This is a genomic window from Shigella flexneri 2a str. 301 (assembly GCF_000006925.2).
In the GTDB taxonomy this organism is placed as follows: domain Bacteria; phylum Pseudomonadota; class Gammaproteobacteria; order Enterobacterales; family Enterobacteriaceae; genus ECMA0423.
This window is the reverse complement of record NC_004337.2, coordinates 3,814,064-3,840,300: the sequence shown is the minus strand read 5'-3', so window position 1 is coordinate 3,840,300 and position 26,237 is coordinate 3,814,064. Positions and strand designations below refer to the sequence as shown.

Sequence of the window (26,237 nt, the reverse complement as noted above, 5' to 3'; positions counted from 1 at the left end):
CCTGAATCAACCGTAACGACCGGTGATGTAGTCTTCTGTTTGTTTCTTCGCTGGCTTGGTGAACAGATCGTCCGTGTTGCTGAACTCAATCAATTCGCCCAGGTACATAAATGCCGTGTGGTCGGAACAACGCGCAGCCTGCTGCATGTTGTGGGTGACGATCACCACGGTGTAATCCTGCTTCAGTTCGGTGATCAGCTCTTCAATACGCCCGGTAGAGATGGGGTCGAGCGCCGAACACGGTTCGTCGAGCAGCAGCACTTCCGGGCGAATGGCGATACCACGCGCAATACACAGACGCTGTTGCTGACCACCAGAGAGAGAGTAACCGCTCTGGTGCAATTTATCTTTGGTTTCGTTCCACAATGCGGCTTTGGTCAATGCCCACTGCACGCGCTCGTCCATGTCGGCACGGGAGAGCTTCTCAAACAGACGAACGCCAAAGGCGATGTTGTCGTAGATGGACATCGGGAACGGCGTCGGTTTCTGGAACACCATGCCCACTTTCGCACGCAGCAGGGCGATATCCTGAGAGTTGGTCAGGATGTTGTCGCCATCAAGCAGAATTTCACCTTCCGCACGCTGCTCCGGGTACAGTTCAAACATTTTGTTGAAGGTACGCAGCAGCGTCGATTTACCGCAGCCGGACGGCCCGATAAACGCCGTAACCTGGTTTTTGGCGATATCCAGGTTGATGTTTTTCAGGGCATGGAATTTGCCGTAGTAGAAGTTCAAATTACGAACCTGAATTTTACTCGGGGCAGTTTCAACCATACTCATTGCAATCTTTTCCTCATCGTACCTGATGCTTTTCGCTAATCAGGCTTACCGTAGGGCCGGGTAAGGCGTTCACGCCGCATCCGGAAAAGTGTTAACCGTGTTTATTCTTCGCAAAAACAACGCGCGCCAGAATGTTCAGCAGCAGGACGCACAGGGTAATGATCAATACCCCGGCCCAGGCCAGTTGTTGCCATTCCGCAAACGGGCTCATCGCAAACTTAAAGATCGTCACCGGCAGGTTGGCGATCGGCTGCATCATGTCCGTGCTCCAGAACTGGTTGGAGAGCGCGGTAAACAGCAGCGGCGCGGTTTCACCGGCAATACGGGCAATCGCCAGCAGGATACCGGTCATAATCCCGGACACCGACGCTTTCAGCGTAATCGCGGAGATCATCTTCCACTTCGGTGTACCCAGCGCATAAGCCGCTTCACGCAGGCTGTCCGGCACCAGTTTCAGCATGTTCTCAGTGGTGCGGATAACGATCGGCACCTGCAACAGCGCCAGCGCAATTACGCCCGCCCAGCCGGAGAAGTGCTCCATCTGTGCCACCACGATGGTGTAGACAAACAGACCAACCACAATCGACGGCGCGGAGAGCAGAATGTCGTTAATGAAGCGAATCACTTCTGCCAGCCAGGATTTACGACCATATTCCGCCAGATAAATCCCCGCCATAATGCCCAGCGGCGTACCGAATACCGTGGCCCACAAAATTAACAGCCCGCTACCCGCCAGGGCGTTCGCCAGACCACCACCTTCCGTATTGGGCGGCGGCGTCATTTCAGTGAACAGCGCCAGCGACATACCGTCGATACCGCGAGTGATGGTGGACATTAAAATCCAGATCAGCCAGAACAGGCCGAAGGCCATCGTCGCCATCGAGAGCGTCAGCGCAATACGGTTTTTGAGGCGGCGACGCGCCTGCATTTTGCGGCGAGATTCAGCCAGCGCCGCAGTGGTTTGCATTTCAACCATAGCCATTAGCGTGCCCCCTCATTCTTAGCCAGGCGCATAATCATAAACTTCGATGCGGCGAGGACGATGAAGGTAATCACAAACAGGATCAGGCCCAGTTCCATCAGTGCGGCAACGTGCAGACCGGATTCCGCTTCCGCAAATTCGTTCGCCAGCGCAGAGGTGATACTATTGCCCGGCATGTACAGCGAGGCGCTGTCGAGCTGGTAGGTGTTACCGATGATAAAGGTCACCGCCATGGTTTCACCGAGCGCGCGGCCCAGCCCCAGCATGATGCCGCCGATAACACCATTTTTGGTGAACGGAAGAACGATACGCCAGATAACTTCCCAGGTGGTGCAGCCAATACCGTAGGCCGACTCTTTCATCATCACCGGGGTTTGTTCGAACACATCACGCATTACCGCCGCAATGTACGGAATAATCATGATGGCGAGGATCACGCCTGCCGCGAGGATACCGATACCAAATGCGGGGCCAGAGAACAGCGCGCCAACAATCGGGATATTCGACATGATATTGCCGACCGGCTCCTGAAAGTAAACGGCGAACAGCGGCGCAAAGATAAACAGGCCCCACATGCCGTAAACGATACTTGGAATGGCTGCCAGCAGCTCAATGGCGATACCCAGCGGGCGTTTCAGCCAGCCAGGCGCAAGCTCAGTCAGGAACAGGGCGATACCGAAACTCACCGGGACGGCGATCAGCAGCGCGATAAACGAAGTCACCAACGTACCGTAGATCGGCACCAGCGCCCCGTAGATATCGTTCGGTGCATCCCACTCTTTGGTCCATAGGAAAGCCAGACCAAATTTCTGAATGCTCGGCCAGGAGGAGATGATCAGAGAGACAATAATGCCACCCAACATCAATAGCACAATCAGCGCCGCCAGTTTTACCAGCACGCTGAAAATTATGTCGCCCTTTTTACCCGGTGGGTTAAAAGCGGGCTTGGTTGCAGCCATAAGTTACTCTTCAGTTAAACGCGTTTACAAAGTCATTTTGTAATGCCGGATGCGGCGTAAAACACCGTACCCGGCCTGGAGTTTTATTAGTACAGCGGCTTACCGCTACTGTCTTTAATATTGGTCTTCCACGCAGCGCGAACCTGTTCAACTACACTATCCGGCAGGCTGGCGTAATCCAGGTCGTTCGCCTGTTTAGCCCCGGTTTTGTACGCCCAGTCGAAGAATTTCAGCACCTCTGTGCCTTGTTCTGGTTTCTTCTGATCTTTGTGGATCAGAATGAACGTGGTAGAGGTAATAGGCCATGCATCTTCGCCTTTCTGGTTGGTCAGATCCTGAGCGAAGGTTTTGCTCCAGTCTGCACCTTTTGCTGCATTAGCGAAGTTTTCTTCGGTCGGACTAACCGGTTTACCATCAGCGGAGATCAGTTTGGTGTACGCCAGGTTGTTCTGCTTCGCGTAAGCATATTCAACATAACCAATTGCACCCGGCAGACGCTGAACGAACGCGGCGATACCGTCGTTACCTTTACCGCCCAGACCGATCGGCCATTTTACGGTAGAGCCAGTACCAACGTTGTTTTTCCACTCTTCGTTCACTTTCGCCAGGTAGCTGGTGAAGACGAAGGAAGTCCCGGAGCCATCTGCGCGGCGTACTACAGCAATGTTTTGTGAAGGCAGTTTCAGACCCGGATTCAGTTTGGCGATGGCTTCATCATCCCACTTCTTGATTTTGCCCAGGTAGATGTCGCCGAGGGTTTTACCATCCAGCACCAGTTCGCCAGACTTCAGCCCTGGAATGTTAACCGCCAGCACCACGCCGCCAATCACGGTCGGGAACTGGAACAGACCTTCCTGAGCCAGTTTTTCGTCAGACAGCGGCGCGTCAGAGGCACCAAAATCAACGGTATTAGCGATAATCTGTTTTACGCCACCGGAAGAACCGATACCCTGGTAGTTAACTTTATTACCGGTTTCTTTCTGGTAAGTGTCAGCCCATTTGGCATACACCGGCGCAGGGAAGGTTGCACCTGCACCTGTCAGGCTTGCTTCTGCAAACACAGAGAAAGCACTCATCGATAAGGTCGCGGCGACAACAGTTGCGACGGTGGTACGCATAACTTTCATAATGTCTCCTGGGAGGATTCATAAAGCATTGTTTGTTGGCTACGAGAAGCAAAATAGGACAAACAGGTGACAGTTATATATAAGGAATATGACATTTTTATGACAGAAAGGAATTACCAAATAACTTACTGATTTTAAATGTGAAGATGAAAATTCCACATGCCATCTTTTTGTCATGATGCATTTAAAAGTGATAAAGAAATGGGTGAGATGACAACGATGTGATGAACAATCGTTGTCAGACCTATTAGCGCACAATCTCAACAGTTATCGTCGCTGTTGCAGTAAATTGCCCCGGGGCTGGGCGAGCTCCAGTAAGGCTCGCAGGAGCAGCTGAAAAAGTTACACTACCTGATTTTTCACCATACACTGTTGATTTATCCATGTCTGTTGGCAACTCACCACCGTTCACTTTGATTTCCTTATTATTTTTGTCGTAAATTTTTATCCCCACGTTAGAGTTTGAAGTTACGACCATTGAATTGTCCGTATTGGGTTCGGTAGCATAAAAAGACGTACTGATATCATCGGTATTCAGTATCCCCAGGTTTTCACACTCAATAGTGACTGTTTTAGTAATTTTATGTGTTGTTACCGCACTTCCAACAACAGATGAAAAATCTGCAGCTGGTATTTCTTTAAAATCAAAACAAACTGGCTTTAAATTATTTATTTCGCAACTTTGCGGAGCTGTAATATCGCCCCGAATATAAACATCAGCCATCGGCTGTGAGTAATCCACCGGGGTGTCACGGCTAATTGTTCCATACAATGTCACTATCTTTGTTTCAGGAATAATCAATTTTCCTGCAAATGTCTTCTTGATATAAAAATATACTATCGCTTTAGCCCCACTGGATATACTTAAAGGTTCAATGCGGTTGCAATTGTACTTTGTATTACCAGACGGGTTGTTAGCATGATATTCAAAAGGTGCATTCACATACCCAACCCCAAGAATATCTATAGCAATCCCAACATCAAGGTTCGGATTAAGATCATAATAATTAATATTAGAGTGAACCCCAGCATAAGTTAATGCCTGGTTTATTTTTGACGTATAATAGATATAGGGGAATTCTCCTACGTTACCAGTATCACAATGACAGCGTCCAAGATATGAGGATCCATTAGTTACAGTGGTGTTAAATGTCGTTCCAACCTTATTTTCGTTCGCGGTAATAAGATATCCCGAGAAGGTAATGCTGCCAACTTACTGATTTAGTGTATGATGGTGATTTTAAGGTGCTTGCGTGGCTTCCATTTCCATCAGATGTCCTTCCTGCTCCGCTACTGAAGGCGTGGTGCGTAACGGCAAAAGCACTGCCGGACATCAGCGCTATCTCTGCTCTCATTGCCGTAAAACATGGCAACTACAGTTCACTTACACCGTCTCTCAGCCCGGTACGCACCAGAAAATCATTGATATGGCCATGAATGGCGTCGGATGTCGCGCCAGTGCACGCATTATGGGCGTTGGCCTCAACACGGTTTTACGTCACTTAAAAAACTCAGGCCGCAGTCGGTAACCTCGCGCATACAACCGGGCAGTGATGTGATTGTCTGCGCTGAAATGGACGAACATTGGGGCTACGTCGGTGCTAAATCACGTCAGCGCTGGCTGTTTTACGCGTATGACAGGATACGGAGGACGGTTGTGGCGCACGTCTTCGGTGAACGCACTCTGGCCACACTGGAGCGTCTTCTGAGCCTGCTGTCGGCCTTTGAGGTCGTGGTATGGATGACGGATGGCTGGCCGCTGTATGAATCACGCCTGAAGGGAAAGCTGCACGTTATCAGCAAGCGTTACACTCAGCGCATTGAGCGACATAATCTGAATCTGAGACAACATCTGGCAAGGCTGGTACGGAAGTCACTGTCGTTCTCAAAATCGGTGGAGCTGCATGACAAGGTCATCGGGCATTATCTGAACATAAAACACTATCAGTAAGTTGGAGTCATTACCTCCCGAGAAATCAAGCGTACTGTGAAATACGCCATTATCAGGGGTACAGATACCTTTAGGAGCTGCAAGTGCTACACTACTTAACGAGAGCATAAACACAGCAAAGCACCACTGTTTGATATACTTGTTCATAAAAATCCTTTTAATGACATGTCACACCCTGTTCAATTAATCCGCTCTCACTTTCTGGTGTCGAAAATGAATAATTGAAGATGCATTTTGTTGAGGCGTTTTCTCCCCAGGATAACGTAACCTGTCCTTTTTCTGGTAGACCAGAAAGATAAAGTTCGCCACGGTCACCGACAATTCCTGAATCTGCCAAACTTGCATCTTGTATCGCAGCAATGGCTCCAAAAGGTACCGGTTTACCATTTGCATTTAACACTCTGAAGAGAACGCGATAACCCACATGAGTCACAAACTCCGCTTTAACCACTGCACCACGCGTGGGAACCATCGTAACGACGGTATTATCAAGTTCTATATTCGACTTCGAGAAATAGTTATCGCTGATTGCTACCCGATTTTCATCATAAGGGTTTAGCTGTGTCTTGACCGTATAGCCGCGCCAGTCCGTCGCAGCACCGCGCATATTATCTATTTCTAACCCGGCGGCCCCAGGTGCTTTAACAAGAGCAATAGTTTCACCTAACTCCTGACTTAACGTTACCCCTTCGCTGTGTGCCAGAATTCCCCCTCTGATACCATAATTCAGCCTCTGGGAATTTTGGCTGTAGTTATAGCTGCCGTTCACCGTGCCATAAGAGCCATCATAGGTCAGGGACATATTACCGCCAACCTCATCATCATGACTGTTATAGGACTGCATTAAATTCCATGAAAGGTTATTTCTTTCCAGCGCCGTACCGCTGAGTCCGAGTTGATGTGAGCTACCGGAATTATCGTTTTGCGAAACAGAATAGGTGGCGTAACTATTACCCCACCAGCCCGATAAAGGAACAGATAAAGAGAGCATGTAGATCTGCTCACTGGTGTTATCACTGGCATGGTTGTTCCCCGTCCCCTGTCTGGCAGTATTGGAATAACTCCAGGAGACGTTCCACGAGAGACGCTTCCAGCTACTGCTGTAGCCAAATTGCATTAATCGTTCGACATCATCGGTATGCCAGTATTGTTGCCGGCTTAATGTCAGGTATAAATTGCCATAATCTCTCCCCAACGACTGCGTTAGCGTTCCCTCCACGCGACTACGTCGGTTACCTGTTTCCCAAAAGTCTTCAGGGCTGTTGCGCCGCGATGCCCACTCATTGAGGGTATAGTAGCCCTCGGTGGAGTAACGATAGCCAACCAGGCGCAAGCTAGTGTCTGTGTCGTCAAATAGTTTTGAATAGAGAAAGCGATATGACTGACCCGTTTCTGTATCATCATGGCTAAAATTCGCACGAGCATGTGTCACATCGAAAGAAATTGCGCCCAAAGCGCCAAGATCTTTACCGACACCCAGAGCTGCAGAACCATAATTTTCAGCAGCCTGCATACCTCCATATAAAGTGATCCCGTGGGAAAAACCATGAAGTATTTGCGCCTGAAGGACGTCCGGTGTAAATCCGTCTTCATCGCGCAATTCACCCACGCTGACATCAACATCTGTCAGACCTTCACGTTTAAGAATCGCCAATGAAGCATAAGGTTGGGTGAATCGTTGTTCGCTACCGTCTTCTTCTTTGATGGTTACGTCCAAATCGCCACCTGTACTTGCGGTGTTGAGATCGGTGATCTCAAAAGCACCTTGTGGAACGGCTGACTGATAAATCACGTAGCCATTCTGCCGAATGATGACGGTGGCGTTGGACTTTGCAATCCCACGAACCACAGGAGCAAAGCCATTCTGGCTGGCGGGTAGCATATCGTTATCAGTATACAAACGCGCGCCGCGAATTTGCGTACTGTCGAAAATATCGCTCGCCGTCCACGTATCACCAATCATAATCTGGCTTCTTAACGCGGCAATATCGCGCTGTATCCAGGTACTAATGGAGTTGTATTCCGCACGGCCATCGCTGGTGTTTAAAGTACTGTAATTACGTAGCCGCCACGGTCCAATATTCAGTCCATTGCGCAGATTGAGATAACTGGTATCTGTCTCTTGTGAACCATAATCTGAACGTAGTGTATGTGAACCAGAAAAATCGTAGTTGATGGTGAGCGCATTAATCCCCTCATCCCAACGCGTGGGGCTGATGTAATCATAAGCCATCGCGTCCATGTAGATTTGGTGAATGGATATATTCAGCTGCAATTTATCACTGTCAAACTGCCAGGATGAGCCTTCAATACGTGGAGCAGGATCGAGGCAAACCGTCTCATCCACATCATTGAACGATTTGAGCGCATCAACTTTTATGCCAAAGGAGGACAGTGTTTTTTTAATGGCAATAAAGCAAGCGTGCAGATCAGCATCTGGATTATCCTGAACAAATGTCACATCCTGACGTTCAAACATTTTACCGTTGATAAAAATATCAACGCTATAAACACCTGGGGGCATCAGGTTTGCCCGATTAAACTGGCGAATATCGACTCCGGATTGATGGTTGATTTCCAGAAGCGCCGGATTGAATACACTGACCTCGGCCATCAGGTTTTGCGAGAAAATCAGACACGTCCCTGCCGTGAGGCCAACCACTATTCTGGTCGTCATCATAATACGCCTATCCTTATCCCTTGCTTACAGCGTCATTTTTATCGGGTCACTGACTAGACTGGCCCCCTGAATCTCCAGACAACCAGTATCACTTATTTAAGTGATAGTCTTAATACTAGTTTTTAGACTAGTCATTGGAGTACAGATGATTGATGTCTTAGGGCCGGAGAAACGCAGACGGCGTACCACACAGGAAAAGATCGCAATTGTTCAGCAGAGCTTTGAACCGGGGATGACGGTCTCCCTCGTTGCCCGGCAACATGGTGTAGCAGCCAGCCAGTTATTTCTCTGGCGTAAGCAATACCAGGAAGGAAGTCTTACTGCTGTGGCCGCCGGAGAACAGGTTGTTCCTGCCTCTGAACTTGCTGCCGCCATGAAGCAGATTAAAGAACTCCAGCGCCTGCTCGGCAAGAAAACGATGAAAAATGAACTCCTCAAAGAAGCCGTTGAATATGGACGGGCAAAAAAGTGGATAGCGCACGCGCCCTTATTGCCCGGGGATGGGGAGTAAGCTTAGTCAGCCGTTGTCTCCGGGTGTCGCGTGCGCAGTTGCACGTCATTCTCAGACGAACCGATGACTGGATGGATGGCCGCCGCAGTCGTCACACTGATGATACGGATGTGCTTCTCCGTATACACCATGTTATCGGAGAGCTGCCCACGTATGGTTATCGTCGGGTATGGGCGCTGCTTCGCAGACAGGCAGAACTTGATGGTATGCCTGCGATCAATGCCAAACGTGTTTACCGGCTCATGCGCCAGAATGCGCTGTTGCTTGAGCGAAAACCTGCTGTACCGCCATCGAAACGGGCACATACAGGCAGAGTGGCCGTGAAAGAAAGCAATCAGCGATGGTGCTCTGACGGGTTCGAGTTCTGCTGTGATAACGGAGAGAGACTGCGTGTCACGTTCGCGCTGGACTGCTGTGATCGTGAGGCACTGCACTGGGCGGTGACTACCGGCGGCTTCAACAGTGAAACAGTACAGGACGTCATGCTGGGAGCGGTGGAACGCCGCTTCGGCAACGATCTTCCGTCGTCTCCAGTGGAGTGGCTGACGGATAATGGTTCATGCTACCGGGCTAATGAAACACGCCAGTTCGCCCGGATGTTGGGACTTGAACCGAAGAACACGGCGGTGCGGAGTCCGGAGAGTAACGGAATAGCAGAGAGCTTCGTGAAAACGATAAAGCGTGACTACATCAGTATCATGCCCAAACCAGACGGGTTAACGGCAGCAAAGAACCTTGCAGAGGCGTTCGAGCATTATAACGAATGGCATCCGCATAGTGCGCTGGGTTATCGCTCGCCACGGGAATATCTGCGGCAGCGGGCTTGTAATGGGTTAAGTGATAACAGATGTCTGGAAATATAGGGGCAAATCCAATGAGTCCCATTGGGTGACCTCAAATAGACTAGCACTTAACAGGTCATGGCTATATGCTGAATTTGTTGAGATTTTGGATTCACCATTAATAAATGATGTTCCTCCAGAGCCAGCACGAAAACCTATGATTTTTTTTGAACCGTCAGAAGTGACTATACCGTAGCGTTCTAATGCATCAGAATATGTTGTAGGGTTGGTCTCTGCCGGGGTGGCACCTACTGTTTCCACAACAAATTTATTTAACCTCTGAATCTCAAAATCATTGGAATTTCTTCTGTCAACAACCTTGTAAGAAGACTGAGCGTAAACCTGAGTTTCTGCGGCCTGAGGGTTCTTTTTGTTATGTGCAACAGTAACACTATAAGAACCTCCTATTGCGGTAGCTGCGCCACTCGCTGCTGCACCAGAAAAATCCGGAATTGAGAGATTATGGAAAGAGAATTTATCTCCGTTTTTTAAAGTGATTGTTACGTCTGTTGCTCCGGGCTGGAAAATACCTTTATTTTGTGCAAGATCAAGATAGTCTCTCGCCCATACATTTGATATATCAATATTTGCTGCATTTACTGTACCTGCAACAGCCAGAGACAACATTGTTGCTACAAGTTTTCGGTTTGTTTTACCAGAAACTCTTTTCGCTAATTCAGAAACAGCAATGAGTCCGCCAGTGGCAGCACTATATTTAAGGGAGTATATTTTATTCATATATTCTCTCAACTCATTTATTGAATGAACAAAGTATTAAGAATTAAAATTATTAGTAACGGTTGGTTACTAACAGCTTGCTAAAAGTAACAGTTCTATATTGTAAATATGTGACAATGTTCTCATTAATGATGAGAGATTATGTGAATCAATACTAATTGATCGTTTTTTGTTTTTTTTTGCCCAATGTGGGGAGGGGTAATGTTTAATATTTCGATATGATCGAATATCTGTTCGCATGGAACATCGTTCAGTGATTCACGACGAATTAGCGATCGACCACGATGCGATTTTGCAGTGTGCCGAAGAAGTTCTCCATCACTGCGTTATTCAGACCGTTTCCTTTGTGCGGCATATTTTGTGCTACTCCATGGGGCTTTAACTTTGCCTATAGCCTGCCATTCGATATTGCCAACCCTGATCCGTATGTAGCTACGGGGCATCCTCCGGGCCGGGCACTGACGATGCATCGTGCACCATCGTATTAACAATCTCCATTACCGGACTTTATGACAGGCGCAGGAGAAAATCTCCCGGTTAAACTGAACGGAGAACCAGCGACAGGTACCTCTTTTTACCCTGTAGCAAGTACTCTATAACATACTCCCCCATTTTTCGTTGGCCTTCATTGCAGCAAAGTTCCGGCTCAGGATATTGGGCGCAGATCATCCTCTCAGGAATTTCAGGATCTGCCAGACGGTGCTGAGACGACGCTTACTTGTAAGGTTAGTTTTCAGACGGACAATGAAATGAGGATATGCGATAAATTTCAGTCAAAGATCCATAAAACAGACATAATGTTATTCAGTGGTGAACAGCCCATTCCGGAGACGGAATATCTTGTTAAGGCTGTATATTATACTGGCTGTAAACAACATGGCCACCAAGGACCATGTTGTTTACAGCATACCCTTGTTGCAAAAGCATCCCCGTCAGAACAGCACTGAGTAGTTCAGACCAAAGGTTCGGCCCCGGCCTTTGTAGTCGTACAGTGAAGCAGGGCCGTAACCCGGGCTGTAGTACAGAGGTGCACGCTGTCCCCAGACAGTGGTATAGTCACGGTCGAAGAGGTTCTCAACGCTGAAGCTGAGTGTTCCCACCGGAAGCTGCCAACTACTGATAAAATCGACGGTAGTGTAACCATTAATATCGTTACCCTCTGCATCGCTTACGTCGAAAGAAGTGGTGCTCTGTACACGCAGACTCCACGGTTCCGGCGCCCAGTTAATGTAAGCTGTCGCTTTCGATGGACTTGATTCCTTCACGTCATATTTTTGCCATTGACCGTTCACTTTCGACTCGGTTTTCAGCACATTGAAGTTCACACCGGTACTCCAGTCAGTATCCGGGATCAGGTAGTCCACCGCACCTTCCACGCCGTAAATACGGCGCCTGTCGTCCTTCACACTGATGGTCAGATCTTTATTCCTTTCCACGCTCTTATTGGAAAGCGAGTAATATGCCGCGATTTGAGTCCGCAGGTTGTCACCGATAAAGCGCCAGCCCAGTTCATAAGAATCGACTTTCACGCCTTCCAGCTTACTGTCGCTGACGTTCACGCTCTTTGTCAGGGGAAGATGGCCGTTCACTGCTGCACCATAGATGCCGCGACCATAATATTTCCCCGGATCCGGCAATGCCACCCCCTGGGAAAAATTGAACCATGCCTGCTGACGTTCGGTGATGTGCATCAGCAGACCAGCATTGAACAGAAAGTTATCGTAATCTACCGAACCACCAGGAATGGCGTCGGCAGATATCGCCTTCCCGGTAGCAATCTTCTGTTGCTGCGTGTAGTCGATGAAATCATCTACCCTGTTCTCAGTATACTGATAGCGTACGCCACCGCTAACGGTAAAAATATCATTAATGTCATAGCTGGATTGCAGGAAGGCCGCCAGATTGGTGATGTCATATGACGGATAGCGCCCGGTGGTGTAAATCTTATGGTTGTTCAGCCCTCCGGAAGCACTTGCCTGAGCCAGATCGAAGAACATCTGGTTGGAGGTAAAGCGCTCATGCTCAGCATCCAGCCCCCAGGTGATTTGCCAGCCGTCCATCAGTTGGCTGTTCAGAGTCAGTTTCATGCCGTACTGGTCGGTATCCTGCTGTGACGAGGAGAAAGCCGTCGCCTGTTTATTCGCATTTACCGTCGGGAACGGGTAGTACCGCAACGACTCATCGCGGTAGTAAACCTGACCGACCAGTTCCTGTCCCAGGAAATCACTGTCAGAGTACTGCAGGCTGATCAAATGCCGCTCAGTGCCGGGAATGCGGTCAGAATTCAGCCCCTTACTGACGTATGGTGTGCTGCTCCCGCTGATGGCGGAAAAGCCTTTCCCGAGATTAAGCCCGTAATTGTCGTCTCCCTGACTTTTATAGTACTGCGTTATCAGTTGAAGCTGCCGGGATTCATCGATGTTCAGCGTACCGGTTCCCATGATGTCCAGCCGATTGGAGTGCTGCAGGCCGGTCTGGGTGTTATCAAGCAGGGTGGCATCGCCGTTACCGTCAAACCAGCCGCCAAATTTCTGATATGCCACGGAAAGACGTCCGGAGATATGGTCATTTCCGCCGGAGACAGCACCGGCAATGCGCTCATCGTGATCTTTACTGCTGTTAAAGCCACTTTTTGTGCCAGCCTCAAACTCCATCATGGTTTCCGGCTGACCTTTTTTGGTCACGATGTTGATCAACCCTCCGGTACTCCCGCCACCGTACAGGGCCGTCGCGCCGGAGATCACTTCAATATGGTCGATATTAAAAGGATCGACAGAGTCCAGTTGTCGGCTGTCGGAACGTGAAGAGTTGAGGCGCACACCGTCAATCAGGACAACCAGCGGGCGGCCACGCATGTTCATACCGTAGTTGGTTCGACTCTGGCTGCTGACATCAAGGCCGGGGATTAACTGAGCCAGTGCGTCTTTCAGCTCTTTACCGCCCTGAATCTGCTGCTCCAGTTCGGCATTTTCGATAACCCAGGTGGTTTGCGCCATCTCCGCTACAGTTCGATTGCTGCGGCTGGCAGACACTATGATCTCATTATCATCGTTTTGCTGGGCGACAGCTGGTGACAGCACGACAAGAAGCAGCGGACCAAGAGCCCGGGGCATATACTTTTTGCGCATCATCGTTATTCCTGAATATTTGCTGTATAGTGAGTTAAAGAAGCAGCCTCCGGCTGTGGTTTTTTCCGGCTGCCGCTGCGCCACTGAATCAGTGCGGGCGGCATACTGAGATCGAATAAATCACGCCCCAGTACGCGATTAAGAATACGTGCAGATCGCCAGGCCATCAGGCTGAGCTGGGGTTCGGCGATGCCATGAGTTTGCATGCTGGCGTTGACCGCAAAGATGTTATTTTCTTTCGGGCCACTCCATTCCAGAGTGAAGTCATCACGCACTTTAAAGGTGTTCTTATCGTGCATGGTGATCAAGGGCATCAGTGAGGGAAGTATTTGTGGCAATGCAGAACGGTAACCTGTGGCGAAAATCACCACATCACTTTCCAGGCTCTCTCTGCCCTGATCCAGATGATGTTCCATCAATAACCTCCAGCCCGGACCACTACTTTCCAGAGTTGTTACCGAGCGACTGGGTAGCAGACGGATATTTCTTGGTTTTCTCAGAACTTCAAAACGGTGGTACAACTCACGATAAATGGTCAGTAAAGAATCGGCAGTGATGCCATCCGATGTCATTTTCTGCTCATCCAGTAACTGATGGCGAATATCTTCCTTCAGTCCGGAGAAGCCTGAAATATATTCAGGTGTAAAATACTCATCAGCAAAAGCAGCCTCATCCAGTGCGTTAAAATTATTACGCCGTGAGACCCAGTTTATTTCCGCCGCTTCTCCCCATTCCCCGCGTAATGCATTAAGGAACAGGTCTGCACCACTCTGTCCTCCACCAACCACGGTTATCCGTTTTCCACTCAGGTCCGGCCGACGAAGATTCATTTCACTGGCATGGAAACAGGATTGTGTCACATGCTTCACACAGGGTGGTAAATAAGGTTGTTTTCCTGTACCAAGGCAGATATTGTGGGCAAAATATTCTCCCCGACTGGTCTGAACCAGAAACAATCGACTTTTTTTGTCGAAATCAATATTTTCAACGGTATGACTGAAATACAGGTTATTCATATCTTCAGCAGCCCAGCGGAGATAGTCAGAAAACTCTTCACGGGATACTGTACGTAGCCTGCTTGTAAGGAAGCGATAGAACTTTTTGTGCTTCACCAGATAGTTAACAAAGCTGTAGGGATTTGTAGGTGCAACTGCACTGACCAGATCTTTCAGAAAGACGGTCTGCATATGACAATCCGGTACCAGCATACCCGGATGCCAGGAAAAATGAGGATGTTCGTCAAAGAAGAGACAGTTCAGTTCTTCGATCTGATGTGACAATGCAGCAATGCTGAGATTAAATGGCCCTGTCCCGACACCAATAAAATCGACACTTTTTTTCATGATTCATATTCCTGAGTTACCAGCCACAGCGGATTTTGCAGATTCTCAAGGTAATTCGGCAGCATGCGACTGCCGCCATCCAGGTCCGGCCAGGTCAGTTTTACCGGGTTCAGCACCACGCGAATGATTTGTGGCCTGAAGAGTGAGAAAAGCGCAAAACGCTCTGCCATTTGTGGATGTTTGTTCATGTAATCACTCAACACTGCTGCCAGCAGTTGATAAAATCGCCTTTCAGGTACGCCAAGACGAACCATCAGTGGCGAAATAAAACGCAGTACTGTCACGAAGTGACCCGTCTGCAAATCATGGATTAAGTAGTCCGCACTCAGACGGGATGTGACATCACGCACCTCCTGAGGCAAAGAGTCCATTTCGGGAAACGCTTCTTTCACCAGCCGCATATCGCCCTGGAAGTCTTTCAGCAGAACACGCTGTGGTACCCCCTCTTTCATGGCGAGCGTTATATTTTGTCCGTGTGCAATAAGCGCGACACCGTAGCGGCAAAGCAGGTGATACAGCGGAACCACAACCACCCGGAACAATTGCGTAAGCCAGGTTTCAGCGTCCAGTCCGGAGCGGTCGATATATGCGCCTGCCAGCGGCTGATTGTTTTCGTCGCACTCCATCAGTGTTGCCATCAGAACAGGACTTTCATCCGGTTTCAGCCAGCGGCACGGATTCTCCCGCCAGATAACACCAAGCATTTCCTGGTAGCGATAGGGAGCCCGGGCAAGCGCGGCATAGCCTTCATGGGACACATAGCCTGCAGCCGGTTCACCAAGGATCACTGCGCCGCTTTGCACCAGGGTGGCGTCGGTCGCAAAAACCTGTTGCAGCCAGCGTGAAGCCAGTGGTCCGGCAGCGATATATCTGCCAGGGATCCCCCGGTAGCATGAGGTATTGTAGATGGTCAGCGGCAGCTTGATATCCAGCCCTCCCCGGCGGCTGGCGTTGGTCAGGGTACGCAGCGACTGCTGGGCGAGCCACTGGTCGCCAAACTCGCCGAGAGACACCATCCTGCCTTCGGCAAAATCAGCGATGAAGTCTGTGGCGATTTTTTGCTGCCACTGCCACGGATGTACCGGCAGCGGCAGCCAGTTGTGATCCAGCCCGTTTTCCTGCCAGACCTGACTGAAGCGTGTAAACTCCTGCGGATCCATTGCGGCAGTCAACAACTGCTGAATATCCAGATCGTTATCGCAGCGCCAGATCATATGTTCACGTTTTACCGCCAGCCAGTGCAGTCTGAAGGTGTTGGTATACTCTGGCGCATATCGTTCCAGCGCCTCTTTGCCCCAGCCACGGCGACCTTTATTAAAAACGAATTTAGGATGACCGCTCAGCAGGCATTGCAGACGATCGGCATCAAGATTAATCAGGTCACTGGCACTCAGTCCGCGACGGGCCTTCAGCAGTTGCAGGTCGCCCAGTAGCGTGGCATACAAATCCTGCATATGCTCTGCAACAGTGGCATCACTCATTGACAGCACCGGCTTTAGCTGCATCAGCAGCGTCTGCGCCAGTACTGGTTCGTCCGTGCAGCGCAACGTTTGGGCATCAATCCACAGCCAGCCCCAGATACCACGTTCAGCGATGAAGCGCCATTGTGCTCCCGGCAGGTTAATGCAGTAGTGGTCATCGCCCTGAGATTCCGCGTGGAAAACCTGCTCATACTCCATCTCAGACAACATTTTTGCCACCAGCCGACGGTTAACAAAATCCCAGTCCTTGTGATTCATTACAGACCGACCTCCGTGAAGAAGTGATGACGATCCGCCATCACCATGCGCGAGCGCTTATGTGGGAAGTCGAACTCTTTAATTGTCCGGTATCCCGCAGGCTCAAGATGGCGGAACAGGCGCTGGTTATCGGTGCGTGGCTCCAGTACTGTGCGCTGCGTACGGGGCTCATCCAGCAGCAGGTAATGTGTCAGCCCGCGCAGCCAGCTTTGCACATAGTGGGCCCCGCGCCATTGCTGTTCACCAACCAGCAGATGCAGGCCACGGTCAAAGGGCTGCCACGAATAGTGACGACCAATGCGGTCTTCCGCCGCCCAGTAGATTTCGAAATAGCTGAATGGCCGATCGTCGAAGCACCCAATCAGCGGGAATGCATGTTTACCGGTGAGCTGGCGCTCCAGATAGGCGGTCTGTACCTCCAGTGAGCCACTTTGCTCCCAGAAATACTCAACGCGCGGATCATTCATCCAGCGGGTGAAACGTTCTGCATCAGAAACGGGATCGGCAATGCGGAAACTCAGCATCCTGCGAATACGTGGATCGTAACGGCGGTAAACCTCACCCTGTGGACGGGGTGGGCGCTGCGGGAAATAAATCTCACGCTCTGCATCAAAAACCATTTCACCGGAGGCCCGGTTTGCCGGTGAACTCAACCATAACGGTAACTGCCAGAAGGCAGTACGATGGATAATGTCGCTTTTTACCTGCCCAAAAAGCGTCAGCGCCTGTGGCTCCTCACGCCATTCGGCCCAGGGGAGAGCCACTGCTGACAGTTGTGGTGCGGCGATAAATATCTGATCCAGCGCATCGCACAGCCACCCTGTCGGCAGCTCCCCGGGACAGTGCAACACCGCGCTATTGTCCAGTCCCCAGCCAAGATTCAGGGGCTTGTCGAGTTTTTCACAGCGCAGTCCATATCTGCTGTGAATAATGTTTGCCTCAGACATTCAGACCTCCTGAGCCTGCAGCGGGTTAGCGAAATCGAAATAGATCACCGAAGGGTCAACAATGGTGTTCTCGTTATGATCGTTCAGATAACAGAAAAAGTTACCTTTTACGTTCCAGTACGGACTTTCCAGCACGTAGTTGAGACAGGTTTTATGAGTCACCTGATCACGCACTTCAGCCAGCGATGCTCGTACACGAGCCATCAGATTCGATTCGCTGTCCAGCCCGGCAGCCCCCAGCGCAGCGGTCACAGCAAAAGTGGAGTTAACCAGCAGGTAATAAGGGAAATAGCGCAGCAACTGCTCATGGGTGAAAATATTTTCCGCCTGCGCCTCGCCAATAGAATCGAGCCAGTCTGTCGCGTGAGGCATAAAAGCGCTGCCCTGACAGTCACGGTAAATAAATCCGACCGGCAGATCCCCAAGCATCTGGACAAGAATATTTTGCTGATGCGCCAGCAGCACCAGGCCGTAATCCGCTTCAGCCGTAAACAGCGGCTTTAGCACTTGCTGACAGTATGCATCAACCCATGCATGGGCGGCCTGTTGCACAGTGATACCGAGGCGATCGCTCAGGCGTTTTACCGCCGAAACCAGCAGCGAATCACCGCCATCAGGTGCGGCCTGAGTCAGGGAGACCAGTACGTTAGTCTGGCTTTTCGGCTGATCCACCAGCAGATTTTCACGCAGGGCAAACAGACTTTCCTGCATGATGTTGCCGTTAAGATCGAGCAGCCCGGCCCAGCCATCCTCCTGCATTACCCGGAAAGTCGGGAAGCGGACCTGTAGCATCTGCCAGCCGTCGGTTTGAGCCAGGCGTGCCAGGCGCATCCCACGCTTCACTTCTTTCACGGACAGAGTACGGATGGAGTTGGTCAGCCGTACGCTCAGGGAGAACTTGATCATATCGCGGCTGGTGGCACAGTAGAGGGAACGGGAAGAGGTGGTCGGCAGCCACGACGTGCCGGCCTCACCTAAGTCTTTAATCAGCCCTTTAGCAACAAGTGCCTGGCACCACCCCTGCTGCAAAAGATATTCCCCCTGCCACGGGTGCAACGGGAACAGCCATTGGTTGTCACTTAATTCGTTGAGTAACTGAGGCGCATTCTCTGCGGCAAATCGCGTCAGCCGCTGTTGAAGGTTGAGATGCAAACTTTCACCGGCGATTTGCGTTTTATCCACCGAAAACCACCGCAGTGGGAAGTGGGGTGCCATATCAGGCAGGTAGCGTTCAGCCTCCCGCCGGTTAAACGGTTCATGAGACTTAGGCGCAGGGTGGAAAGCGTGTCCTGTCAGCAGCGCCTGCTCAGCCTCGCCAAAATTCAACGCTTTTTCACGCAGAGCGGCCCAGTCATGACGGGCATCAATTGCCTGTTGCGTATGGACATGGCTTTCCAGCACGCGCTGGTGGAAAGTTTCGCAGAGGGGAACGGGCAGAAACAGTTGATGGCGTAGCTTATCAATAATAAGCCGGGAGAGAGTGGTAAAGTCGACAGGATAACTGCCTGATGCCGTGACCAGACGTGCAGGAAATGCAAAGCGGTGATGCTGGGTTGGGGAGAAATAAGCCACTCTGAAATGGAGCGATTTCTGCTCATCCAGCGGGATGAGCAATTCGTCTGGCGGGTATTCTGTCAGTTTCCAGTCTGTGGTTTCACGAATCAGTGCATTCAGGAAGCACTGCGCAGCCACATCTGTGGCTGGTTTTTCAGAGGGCAGGGTCATAGTCAAACAGCTCCCACACAGTAAAATAATAACAATTATGTCAATAATGATTCTCATTATCAACAATAAATGTTATTGTCAGATAAATTAATTTTACAAATAAACACAATTAATACATGGAGTTGAAACATTATAATGTCACCAGGGATCGAAGATACGCCCCAAAAACCACTGTCCTGCTGGCCACTTGCGTTCAGTGCCGGGCTTCTCGGTATCGGACAGAACGGTCTGCTGGTTGTGCTCCCTGTTCTGGTCATACAGACAAATCTGAGTCTGTCTGTATGGGCTGCCCTGCTGATGCTTGGCTCAATGCTGTTTCTGCCATCGTCCCCGTGGTGGGGAAAGCAAATTTCCCGTACTGGCAGTAAACCTGTGGTGTTGTGGGCTCTGGGAGGATATGGCATAAGCTTTACCCTGCTAGGGCTGGGAAGCGTGCTGATGGCTACCAGCGCCATAACAACAGCGGTGGGACTGGGAATATTAATCATCGCCCGGATCGCCTACGGGCTGACCGTGTCGGCAATGGTGCCAGCCTGTCAGGTCTGGGCATTGCAGAGAGCTGGAGAAGGGAATCGCATGGCCGCTCTGGCAACCATCAGCTCCGGCCTGAGTTGCGGCAGGCTATTCGGGCCGCTGTGCGCGGCAGCAATGCTGGCCATTCATCCTCTGGCGCCACTGGGGCTGCTGATGGCAGCCCCAGTGCTGGCGCTGCTGATGCTGCTGCGGTTGCCCGGCACACCACCACAGCCCACACCGGAGTGCAAGAGCGTCAGTCTGAAGCGGGATTGTCTGCCTTATCTGCTTTGCGCAATATTACTGGCTGCGGCGGTGAGCATGATGCAGCTTGGACTTTCGCCTGCCCTTACTCGCCAGTTCGCTACGGATACCACCGCCATTAGCCAACAGGTGGCCTGGCTGTTGGGTCTGTCCGCAGTAGCTGCGCTTATCGCGCAGTTCGGGGTACTCCGTCCGCAGCGCCTGACTCCGGTGGCCCTGCTCCTGAGTGCCGGAGTGTTGATGAGTGGTGGTCTGGCTATCATGCTCTCCGAACAGCTATGGTTGTTTTACCCGGGCTGTGCAGTGCTGTCATTTGGAGCAGCTCTGGCAACACCCGCTTATCAACTTCTACTGAATGATAAGCTGGCTGATGGCGCAGGCGCGGGCTGGCTCGCTACCAGTCACACACTTGGCTATGGACTGTGCGCTTTGCTGGTGCCGCTGGTATCGAAAACAGGTGTCGCAATCGCGCTGATTATGGCAGCATTATTTGCAACTATATTATTTACCATTGTGTCTGTATTTATCTGGCATTACCGTACTATCAAATAAAGATATGATCATCACCTTACTGGAGTAAATCAGAGGATATGAGAGAGGACCTGCGTCTGATGAAAGCATGTCAGGCAGTGTTCTGGCTTGCTGCCCCCGCCCATCAGGTATAGTGAATTCAACCAGTTGCTGCGGTGTAATCTCCATGATTCTTTCGTGCAACAACCTATGATCCCGTTTACCATTAATATTCAGCGTTGCTCTGTTATTAAATTTCATTCTGACAAGCCAGTCAGCTTTTATTCCGGGAGTCTGCGCTGCGCGTTCAAACAGGTCATAAAAATCGCCTTCACGATCAGAAATTGACAATACATGGGTATCAGGGCATTGGCGAGCCAGTTCTGTTGCTTTATTATATCCTTCAACCCAACGCCAGGTTTCTTTTTCACTGACATGTTTTTTATGAAGTAAATCATTGCAGATTTCTTGTCGGGTATTTTTACTGGTTTTTAATTCATCCCTGAACCACTGATAGTCATCATAAACACCGAGGCAAACACCTGACTCACTGATGACGAGTTGAGGATGAAGAAATAAGTTTCTTTCATCTTTATGTTTTTTGGGACCAACTCCTTGTTTTTCTTTCTGACCAGAATAATTAAGTTCTGTTGTATCCTGTAAAACTAAAACTCTTTTAAACTGCTGAGCTCTTTCAGTGATATTTTCTTTGTGAGGAGTCATGATTTTATTAGCAGAGACTTTATCGTTTGAAAAACAACGATAAGCTGCCTTTGTTTCACTCCAGGGGTAATGCTGCCAACTTACTGATTTAGTGTATGATGGTGATTTTAAGGTGCTTGCGTGGCTTCCATTTCCATCAGATGTCCTTCCTGCTCCGCTACTGAAGGCGTGGTGCGTAACGGCAAAAGCACTGCCGGACATCTGCGCTATCTCTGCTCTCATTGCCGTAAAACATGGCAACTACAGTTCACTTACACCGCCTCTCAGCCCGGTACGCACCAGAAAATCATTGATATGGCCATGAATGGCGTCGGATGTCGCGCCAGTGCACGCATTATGGGCGTTGGCCTCAACACGGTTTTACGTCACTTAAAAAACTCAGGCCGCAGTCGGTAACCTCGCGCATACAACCGGGCAGTGATGTGATTGTCTGCGCTGAAATGGACGAACATTGGGGCTACGTCGGTGCTAAATCACGTCAGCGCTGGCTGTTTTACGCGTATGACAGGATACGGAGGACGGTTGTGGCGCACGTCTTCGGGGAACGCACTCTGGCCACACTGAGGGTTTTTTTGAGCCTGCTGTCGGCCTTTGAGGTCGTGGTATGGATGACGGATGGCTGGCCGCTGTATGAATCACGCCTGAAGGGAAAGCTGCACGTTATCAGCAAGCGTTACACTCAGCGCATTGAGCGACATAATCTGAATCTGAGACAACATCTGGCAAGGCTGGTACGGAAGTCACTGTCGTTCTCAAAATCGGTGGAGCTGCATGACAAGGTCATCGGGCATTATCTGAACATAAAACACTATCAGTAAGTTGGAGTCATTACCGGCATCGCCATACTATGAATATTGTGTTTGTCGTGATTCAATTTTTATTTATAACCTCTACCCGGAGCAAATTCAGGTAGGTCATGCATAAAAATATCTTTCTATACTACGAAAATTATTTTTGTGAAAGTATTGACAACGCTAACTATTTTTAATTATATATTCATGATGCTCTAGGCATCACATTTTCTCCATGGGGTATTCCCTCCGCCGGCACTATGTGTTGCTGGCGTTTTTTTTATCAATTCTTACTTTTTAATCCCACTGTCCTTTCCACCAGAAACATACCTCGTTTCTACTGTATTTTGAGAATATAGTTCCCAGAATACCAATTATATATAATACGTTGTAATATATGTATTCCAATTAAAGCCGTTATTATAATAATTATCATATATGGTTATTTTCATGTTGATTTCGTCAGAAATAGAAAATGCTGATGATGAATTGTGAATAATCAAACTGACCTCTAATTATCCTGTATAGAGTAGTGCTTATTTTCGACTCAATTTCTACTGATTAGATTATGGTTATCAGTACAGTGGGTTATGAAAAACGGACTGGATCTGCCAGCAGTGCTTCTATTATTATTCAAAAAGAACTTCAGCCGGACAATGCTATAATCCAGGGAAAGGCTATAAGCTCTGTTGGACGGAATGTGGAAATCAGCACTGGTAAAAAGGGGAACTGACATTAACACAAGAAGGATTCCTGCAAGCAACTGCTTATCTGCCCGGAACGCAGAATTAAAGCATAACCACACAGGAGCCAGAATACTGTGGTCGTACGCATTCAGTATTGTGACAACTAATAGAAATAAAAATCTGGCCGGTGCGAATATTAAACGATGCGATACCGTATAGTGTAAGTCAAAAGTAACGGGGTATTTAAACCATCTTTTCATATTTATTTAACATAATGCAGATTCTGATGTATTAGTTCAGTTGTTCGCCAGAATCAGCGCTCGATCACTATGCGTTTTAGCAGTGTGCTGAAGAAGTTCTTCATCACTGCGTTATTCAGACCGTTTCCTTTGTGCGGCATATTTTGTGCTACTCCATGGGGCTTTAACTTTGCCTATAGCCTGCGATTCGATATTGCCAACCCTGATCCATATGCAGCGACGGGGCATCCTCTGGCCGGGCACTGTGAATGCATCGTATAGCATCGTATTAACGATGCTCCATCACCGACCTTTCTGACAAGCTGTAGGAGATAATTTCCCGGTTAAACAGATCGGAGAACTGGCGACAGGTACCACTTTTCCCCTGTACCGAGAACTCTGTAACATCCGCTCCCATTTTTCGTTGGCCTTTGTCAAAGTTCCGGCTCAGGATATTGGGCGCAGATCACTTATTTGGTGGACACCACTTTGTCGGATGCTTCAGATTATGACCAGATGGATTTCGCTGGACGCTTACGATTACATGCACCATATTGTCAACGATTACGCCACTGAGTGTATGACACACATTAAAGCGTTAGGCTCAGGCCTTATTACAATGTCATGCTAGTGGGCTTGTACGCCGTAAATATCTGCATGATACCAGAATGACCGGCAAACAAAGGTGCCCCGGCAAGCTCGTCAGTGAATATAAAGAAAATCAAGTGCGCTGATAACGATGCCACATCTGTGGTTGGTGGCAATATGCAGATTGTTGTTATTTGTCTTCATTGCATTCTAAGAAGTGTTTCTTATCAGACCTGATTTTTTTGCCATTATTTTTAATGAGGTCTTCAAGTGGAAAATAGGTTAGGCGTTCATGTGGCAGCGCGGCACGTCCCCATTTAGTGGCAAACTCCCGTTGGCGTGCCTGTAACAGTTGCTCCAGCCTTTTTATTTTGTTCTCATTCATCCGGTTTTCCTCGTATGCTGCATCACACCACTGTGCTAATGAAAAATGTAATCAGTGTGGTGGACGTGTTTTATCCGCATTGGAATTGTCGTCAACTAAAGGAGATGAGGCCCGTTTGTATCGCAATGGGTCTATGGCGCTCATGCCCGTTTGCTGTTCGATAATGGCTTCTCTGAGCATACGGTGTTGCAGTTCTCGTAAAAACTTTGCGTCTTCTGGTGATAAATCCATTGTTATTACTCGTAAAGCAATGCGCTGTAGTGCCTTACGCTACCTAGACTGGCCCCCTGAATCTCCAGACAACCAGTATTACTTATTTAAGTGATAGTCTTAATACTAGTTTTTAGACTAGTCATTGGAGTACAGATGATTGATGTCTTAGGGCCGGAGAAACGCAGACGGCGTACCACACAGGAAAAGATCGCAATTGTTCAGCAGAGCTTTGAACCGGGGATGACGGTCTCCCTCGTTGCCCGGCAACATGGTGTAGCAGCCAGCCAGTTATTTCTCTGGCGTAAGCAATACCAGGAAGGAAGTCTTACTGCTGTGGCCGCCGGAGAACAGGTTGTTCCTGCCTCTGAACTTGCTGCCGCCATGAAGCAGATTAAAGAACTCCAGCGCCTGCTCGGCAAGAAAACGATGAAAAATGAACTTCTCAAAGAAGCCGTTGAATATGGACGGGCAAAAAAGTGGATAGCGCACGCGCCCTTATTGCCCGGGGATGGGGAGTAAGCTTAGTCAGCCGTTGTCTCCGGGTGTCGCGTGCGCAGTTGCACGTCATTCTCAGACGAACCGATGACTGGATGGATGGCCGCCGCAGTCGTCACACTGATGATACGGATGTGCTTCTCCGTATACACCATGTTATCGGAGAGCTGCCCACGTATGGTTATCGTCGGGTATGGGCGCTGCTTCGCAGACAGGCAGAACTTGATGGTATGCCTGCGATCAATGCCAAACGTGTTTACCGGCTCATGCGCCAGAATGCGCTGTTGCTTGAGCGAAAACCTGCTGTACCGCCATCGAAACGGGCACATACAGGCAGAGTGGCCGTGAAAGAAAGCAATCAGCGATGGTGCTCTGACGGGTTCGAGTTCTGCTGTGATAACGGAGAGAGACTGCGTGTCACGTTCGCGCTGGACTGCTGTGATCGTGAGGCACTGCACTGGGCGGTGACTACCGGCGGCTTCAACAGTGAAACAGTACAGGACGTCATGCTGGGAGCGGTGGAACGCCGCTTCGGCAACGATCTTCCGTCGTCTCCAGTGGAGTGGCTGACGGATAATGGTTCATGCTACCGGGCTAATGAAACACGCCAGTTCGCCCGGATGTTGGGACTTGAACCGAAGAACACGGCGGTGCGGAGTCCGGAGAGTAACGGAATAGCAGAGAGCTTCGTGAAAACGATAAAGCGTGACTACATCAGTATCATGCCCAAACCAGACGGGTTAACGGCAGCAAAGAACCTTGCAGAGGCGTTCGAGCATTATAACGAATGGCATCCGCATAGTGCGCTGGGTTATCGCTCGCCACGGGAATATCTGCGGCAGCGGGCTTGTAATGGGTTAAGTGATAACAGATGTCTGGAAATATAGGGGCAAATCCACTACCGCGCTGATGGTTCTTATCCGTTTTATTGAATCGGAGAACAAACTGTGAGCTATCAGCCTGGTGGTCTGGTTTTGCCTGATTTAAGCCGCCGTGGGTATTTGTCCAAGAATGCTTCAAGCTCCAATCGTTTTGGCCTGGTGAATGGAGATGGGTTAAGCAAAGACTCTCGTTGCTGGTGTACTTTTTCGCGCTGGCGCTCAAGCATGGATAATGCGATTGCCTGTAGTTCTTCGTTAGTCATTGTCTGCACCGGGAAAGCAATTTACCGGAGTACCTCACACTACGGCAAAAATGTTTTATTGTTGCAACTTGCGTAATTATTCAGGTCAGTTTGGAACGCACTGTATAAACATAAATAACCTGATACTGTTGTGTGTTTTCAAAGAAAACACAGGTATTTTTCACATAAACCTTCCCCTTTTCATATTCGACCACTTAATCAAAAAACGGTTTTATACTTGTTGCCCCCACTGGG

The 26,237-nt window shown here is 49.5% G+C and carries 23 protein-coding genes and 5 other annotated features (1 of these 28 cut by a window edge); of the genes, 9 read left to right on the top strand and 14 right to left on the bottom strand.

The genetic code is table 11. The annotated features are described in order from the left end of the window. Positions 1–6: 6 nt before the first annotated feature. The 5 genes from pstB to SF3726 form a co-directional block, all read right to left on the bottom strand. Positions 7–780, bottom strand: coding sequence for a phosphate ABC transporter ATP-binding protein PstB (pstB, locus tag SF3730; protein NP_709469.1), 774 nt, complete (start codon positions 778–780; stop codon positions 7–9). Positions 781–871: 91 nt separating this feature from the next. Continuing rightward, the gene (pstA, locus tag SF3729; protein ID NP_709468.1) at positions 872–1,762 is read right to left on the bottom strand and encodes a phosphate ABC transporter permease subunit PtsA; all 891 of its coding nucleotides are present in this window, start codon (positions 1,760–1,762) and stop codon (positions 872–874) included. Continuing rightward, a complete protein-coding gene (gene pstC / locus SF3728) occupies positions 1,762–2,661 on the bottom strand; it encodes a high-affinity phosphate ABC transporter permease (RefSeq protein ID NP_709467.3) in 900 nt (299 codons plus the stop codon). Before pstC ends, pstA begins: the two co-directional genes overlap by 1 nt. 146 nt (positions 2,662–2,807) lie before the next feature. Next, positions 2,808–3,848, bottom strand: coding sequence for a phosphate ABC transporter substrate-binding protein (gene pstS / locus SF3727; RefSeq protein NP_709466.1), 1,041 nt, complete (start codon positions 3,846–3,848; stop codon positions 2,808–2,810). Between the two features lie 107 nt (positions 3,849–3,955). After that, positions 3,956–26,237: a sequence feature (SHI-2), on the bottom strand (it continues 7,459 nt past the right edge of the window). Further along, positions 4,096–4,791: a fimbrial protein gene (locus tag SF3726; RefSeq protein ID NP_709465.1), complete on the bottom strand. Its 696-nt coding sequence runs from the start codon at positions 4,789–4,791 to the stop codon at positions 4,096–4,098. It overlaps the preceding feature by 696 nt. Further along, positions 5,047–5,814, top strand: a mobile genetic element. On the opposite strand from SF3726, the gene insA reads away from it, so the two are divergent. After that, complete coding sequence (gene insA / locus SF3725; RefSeq protein NP_709464.1) at positions 5,102–5,377, top strand: insertion element IS1 protein InsA; 276 nt, start codon at positions 5,102–5,104, stop codon at positions 5,375–5,377. It overlaps the preceding feature by 276 nt. Continuing rightward, the gene (insB, locus tag SF3724; RefSeq protein NP_709463.1) at positions 5,404–5,799 is read left to right on the top strand and encodes an insertion element IS1 protein InsB; all 396 of its coding nucleotides are present in this window, start codon (positions 5,404–5,406) and stop codon (positions 5,797–5,799) included. Here insB (SF3724) and lpfC read toward each other — a convergent pair. Beyond that, positions 5,957–8,479 carry a long polar fimbriae gene (gene lpfC / locus SF3723; protein NP_709462.1) on the bottom strand — a complete coding sequence of 841 codons (2,523 nt, stop codon included), beginning with the start codon at positions 8,477–8,479 and terminating at the stop codon, positions 5,957–5,959. Next, positions 8,534–9,864: a mobile genetic element, on the top strand. Here lpfC and SF3722 point away from each other — a divergent pair. Further along, positions 8,580–8,990, top strand: coding sequence for an IS2 repressor TnpA (locus SF3722; RefSeq protein NP_709461.3), 411 nt, complete (start codon positions 8,580–8,582; stop codon positions 8,988–8,990). (Overlaps the previous feature by 411 nt.) Continuing rightward, a complete protein-coding gene (locus SF3721) occupies positions 8,948–9,853 on the top strand; it encodes an IS2 transposase TnpB (RefSeq protein ID NP_709460.1) in 906 nt (301 codons plus the stop codon). The genes SF3722 and SF3721 overlap by 43 nt, the downstream gene beginning before the upstream one ends. Here the strand turns inward: SF3721 and SF3720 are convergent. The 6 genes from SF3720 to iucA all read right to left on the bottom strand — a co-directional run bounded on the left by SF3720 (position 9,824) and on the right by iucA (position 19,509). After that, the gene (locus tag SF3720) at positions 9,824–10,582 is read right to left on the bottom strand and encodes a serine protease-like protein (RefSeq protein ID NP_709459.1); all 759 of its coding nucleotides are present in this window, start codon (positions 10,580–10,582) and stop codon (positions 9,824–9,826) included. The genes SF3721 and SF3720 overlap by 30 nt on opposite strands. Beyond that, positions 11,503–13,698, bottom strand: a complete 2,196-nt coding sequence (gene iutA, locus SF3719; protein ID NP_709458.2) for a ferric siderophore receptor — start codon at positions 13,696–13,698, stop codon at positions 11,503–11,505. Beyond that, positions 13,704–15,041: a lysine:N6-hydroxylase gene (iucD, locus tag SF3718; RefSeq protein NP_709457.1), complete on the bottom strand. Its 1,338-nt coding sequence runs from the start codon at positions 15,039–15,041 to the stop codon at positions 13,704–13,706. Beyond that, positions 15,038–16,780, bottom strand: a complete 1,743-nt coding sequence (gene iucC, locus SF3717; protein ID NP_709456.1) for a siderophore biosynthesis protein — start codon at positions 16,778–16,780, stop codon at positions 15,038–15,040. Before iucC ends, iucD begins: the two co-directional genes overlap by 4 nt. Next, positions 16,780–17,727, bottom strand: coding sequence for a siderophore biosynthesis protein (iucB, locus tag SF3716; protein NP_709455.1), 948 nt, complete (start codon positions 17,725–17,727; stop codon positions 16,780–16,782). The genes iucC and iucB overlap by 1 nt, the downstream gene beginning before the upstream one ends. Further along, on the bottom strand, positions 17,728–19,509 hold the full coding sequence (iucA, locus tag SF3715) for a siderophore biosynthesis protein (protein ID NP_709454.2): 1,782 nt from the start codon (positions 19,507–19,509) through the stop codon (positions 17,728–17,730). Between iucA and imm the strand changes: the two genes are divergently transcribed. Beyond that, the gene (gene imm, locus SF3714; protein ID NP_709453.1) at positions 19,588–20,781 is read left to right on the top strand and encodes a membrane transport protein; all 1,194 of its coding nucleotides are present in this window, start codon (positions 19,588–19,590) and stop codon (positions 20,779–20,781) included. Here imm and shiE read toward each other — a convergent pair. Continuing rightward, positions 20,731–21,702 carry a hypothetical protein gene (gene shiE / locus SF3713; protein ID NP_709452.1) on the bottom strand — a complete coding sequence of 324 codons (972 nt, stop codon included), beginning with the start codon at positions 21,700–21,702 and terminating at the stop codon, positions 20,731–20,733. The genes imm and shiE overlap by 51 nt on opposite strands. Continuing rightward, positions 21,528–22,295, top strand: a mobile genetic element. Its footprint overlaps the gene before it by 175 nt. On the opposite strand from shiE, the gene insB (SF3712) reads away from it, so the two are divergent. Beyond that, positions 21,777–22,280, top strand: coding sequence for an insertion element IS1 protein InsB (insB, locus tag SF3712; RefSeq protein NP_709451.1), 504 nt, complete (start codon positions 21,777–21,779; stop codon positions 22,278–22,280). It overlaps the preceding feature by 504 nt. On the opposite strand, the gene SF3710 is transcribed toward insB (SF3712), so the two are convergent. Beyond that, positions 23,957–24,151 (bottom strand): hypothetical protein, encoded by a 195-nt coding sequence (locus SF3710; RefSeq protein NP_709449.1) that lies wholly within the window; start codon positions 24,149–24,151, stop codon positions 23,957–23,959. Further along, positions 24,427–25,757: a mobile genetic element, on the top strand. Here SF3710 and SF3709 point away from each other — a divergent pair. The 3 genes from SF3709 (at position 24,473) to SF3707 (ending at position 26,079) form a co-directional block, all read left to right on the top strand. Beyond that, positions 24,473–24,883 carry an IS2 repressor TnpA gene (locus SF3709; protein NP_709448.3) on the top strand — a complete coding sequence of 137 codons (411 nt, stop codon included), beginning with the start codon at positions 24,473–24,475 and terminating at the stop codon, positions 24,881–24,883. Its footprint overlaps the feature before it by 411 nt. Then, positions 24,841–25,746, top strand: coding sequence for an IS2 transposase TnpB (locus SF3708; RefSeq protein NP_709447.1), 906 nt, complete (start codon positions 24,841–24,843; stop codon positions 25,744–25,746). The genes SF3709 and SF3708 overlap by 43 nt, the downstream gene beginning before the upstream one ends. Then, positions 25,807–26,079, top strand: a complete 273-nt coding sequence (locus tag SF3707; RefSeq protein NP_709446.1) for a hypothetical protein — start codon at positions 25,807–25,809, stop codon at positions 26,077–26,079.

Coding starts and splice junctions, on each gene's coding strand:
- iucD (NP_709457.1), bottom strand. CDS start 15,041: ATGAAAAAAAGTGTCGATTTTATTGGTGTCGGGACAGGGCCATTTAAT.
- insB (NP_709451.1), top strand. CDS start 21,777: ATGTCGCGCCAGTGCACGCATTATGGGCGTTGGCCTCAACACGGTTTT.
- pstS (NP_709466.1), bottom strand. CDS start 3,848: ATGAAAGTTATGCGTACCACCGTCGCAACTGTTGTCGCCGCGACCTTA.
- iutA (NP_709458.2), bottom strand. CDS start 13,698: ATGCGCAAAAAGTATATGCCCCGGGCTCTTGGTCCGCTGCTTCTTGTC.
- iucC (NP_709456.1), bottom strand. CDS start 16,780: ATGAATCACAAGGACTGGGATTTTGTTAACCGTCGGCTGGTGGCAAAA.
- pstA (NP_709468.1), bottom strand. CDS start 1,762: ATGGCTATGGTTGAAATGCAAACCACTGCGGCGCTGGCTGAATCTCGC.
- imm (NP_709453.1), top strand. CDS start 19,588: ATGTCACCAGGGATCGAAGATACGCCCCAAAAACCACTGTCCTGCTGG.
- iucB (NP_709455.1), bottom strand. CDS start 17,727: ATGTCTGAGGCAAACATTATTCACAGCAGATATGGACTGCGCTGTGAA.
- iucA (NP_709454.2), bottom strand. CDS start 19,509: ATGAGAATCATTATTGACATAATTGTTATTATTTTACTGTGTGGGAGC.
- lpfC (NP_709462.1), bottom strand. CDS start 8,479: ATGATGACGACCAGAATAGTGGTTGGCCTCACGGCAGGGACGTGTCTG.
- SF3710 (NP_709449.1), bottom strand. CDS start 24,151: ATGAATGAGAACAAAATAAAAAGGCTGGAGCAACTGTTACAGGCACGC.
- pstB (NP_709469.1), bottom strand. CDS start 780: ATGAGTATGGTTGAAACTGCCCCGAGTAAAATTCAGGTTCGTAATTTG.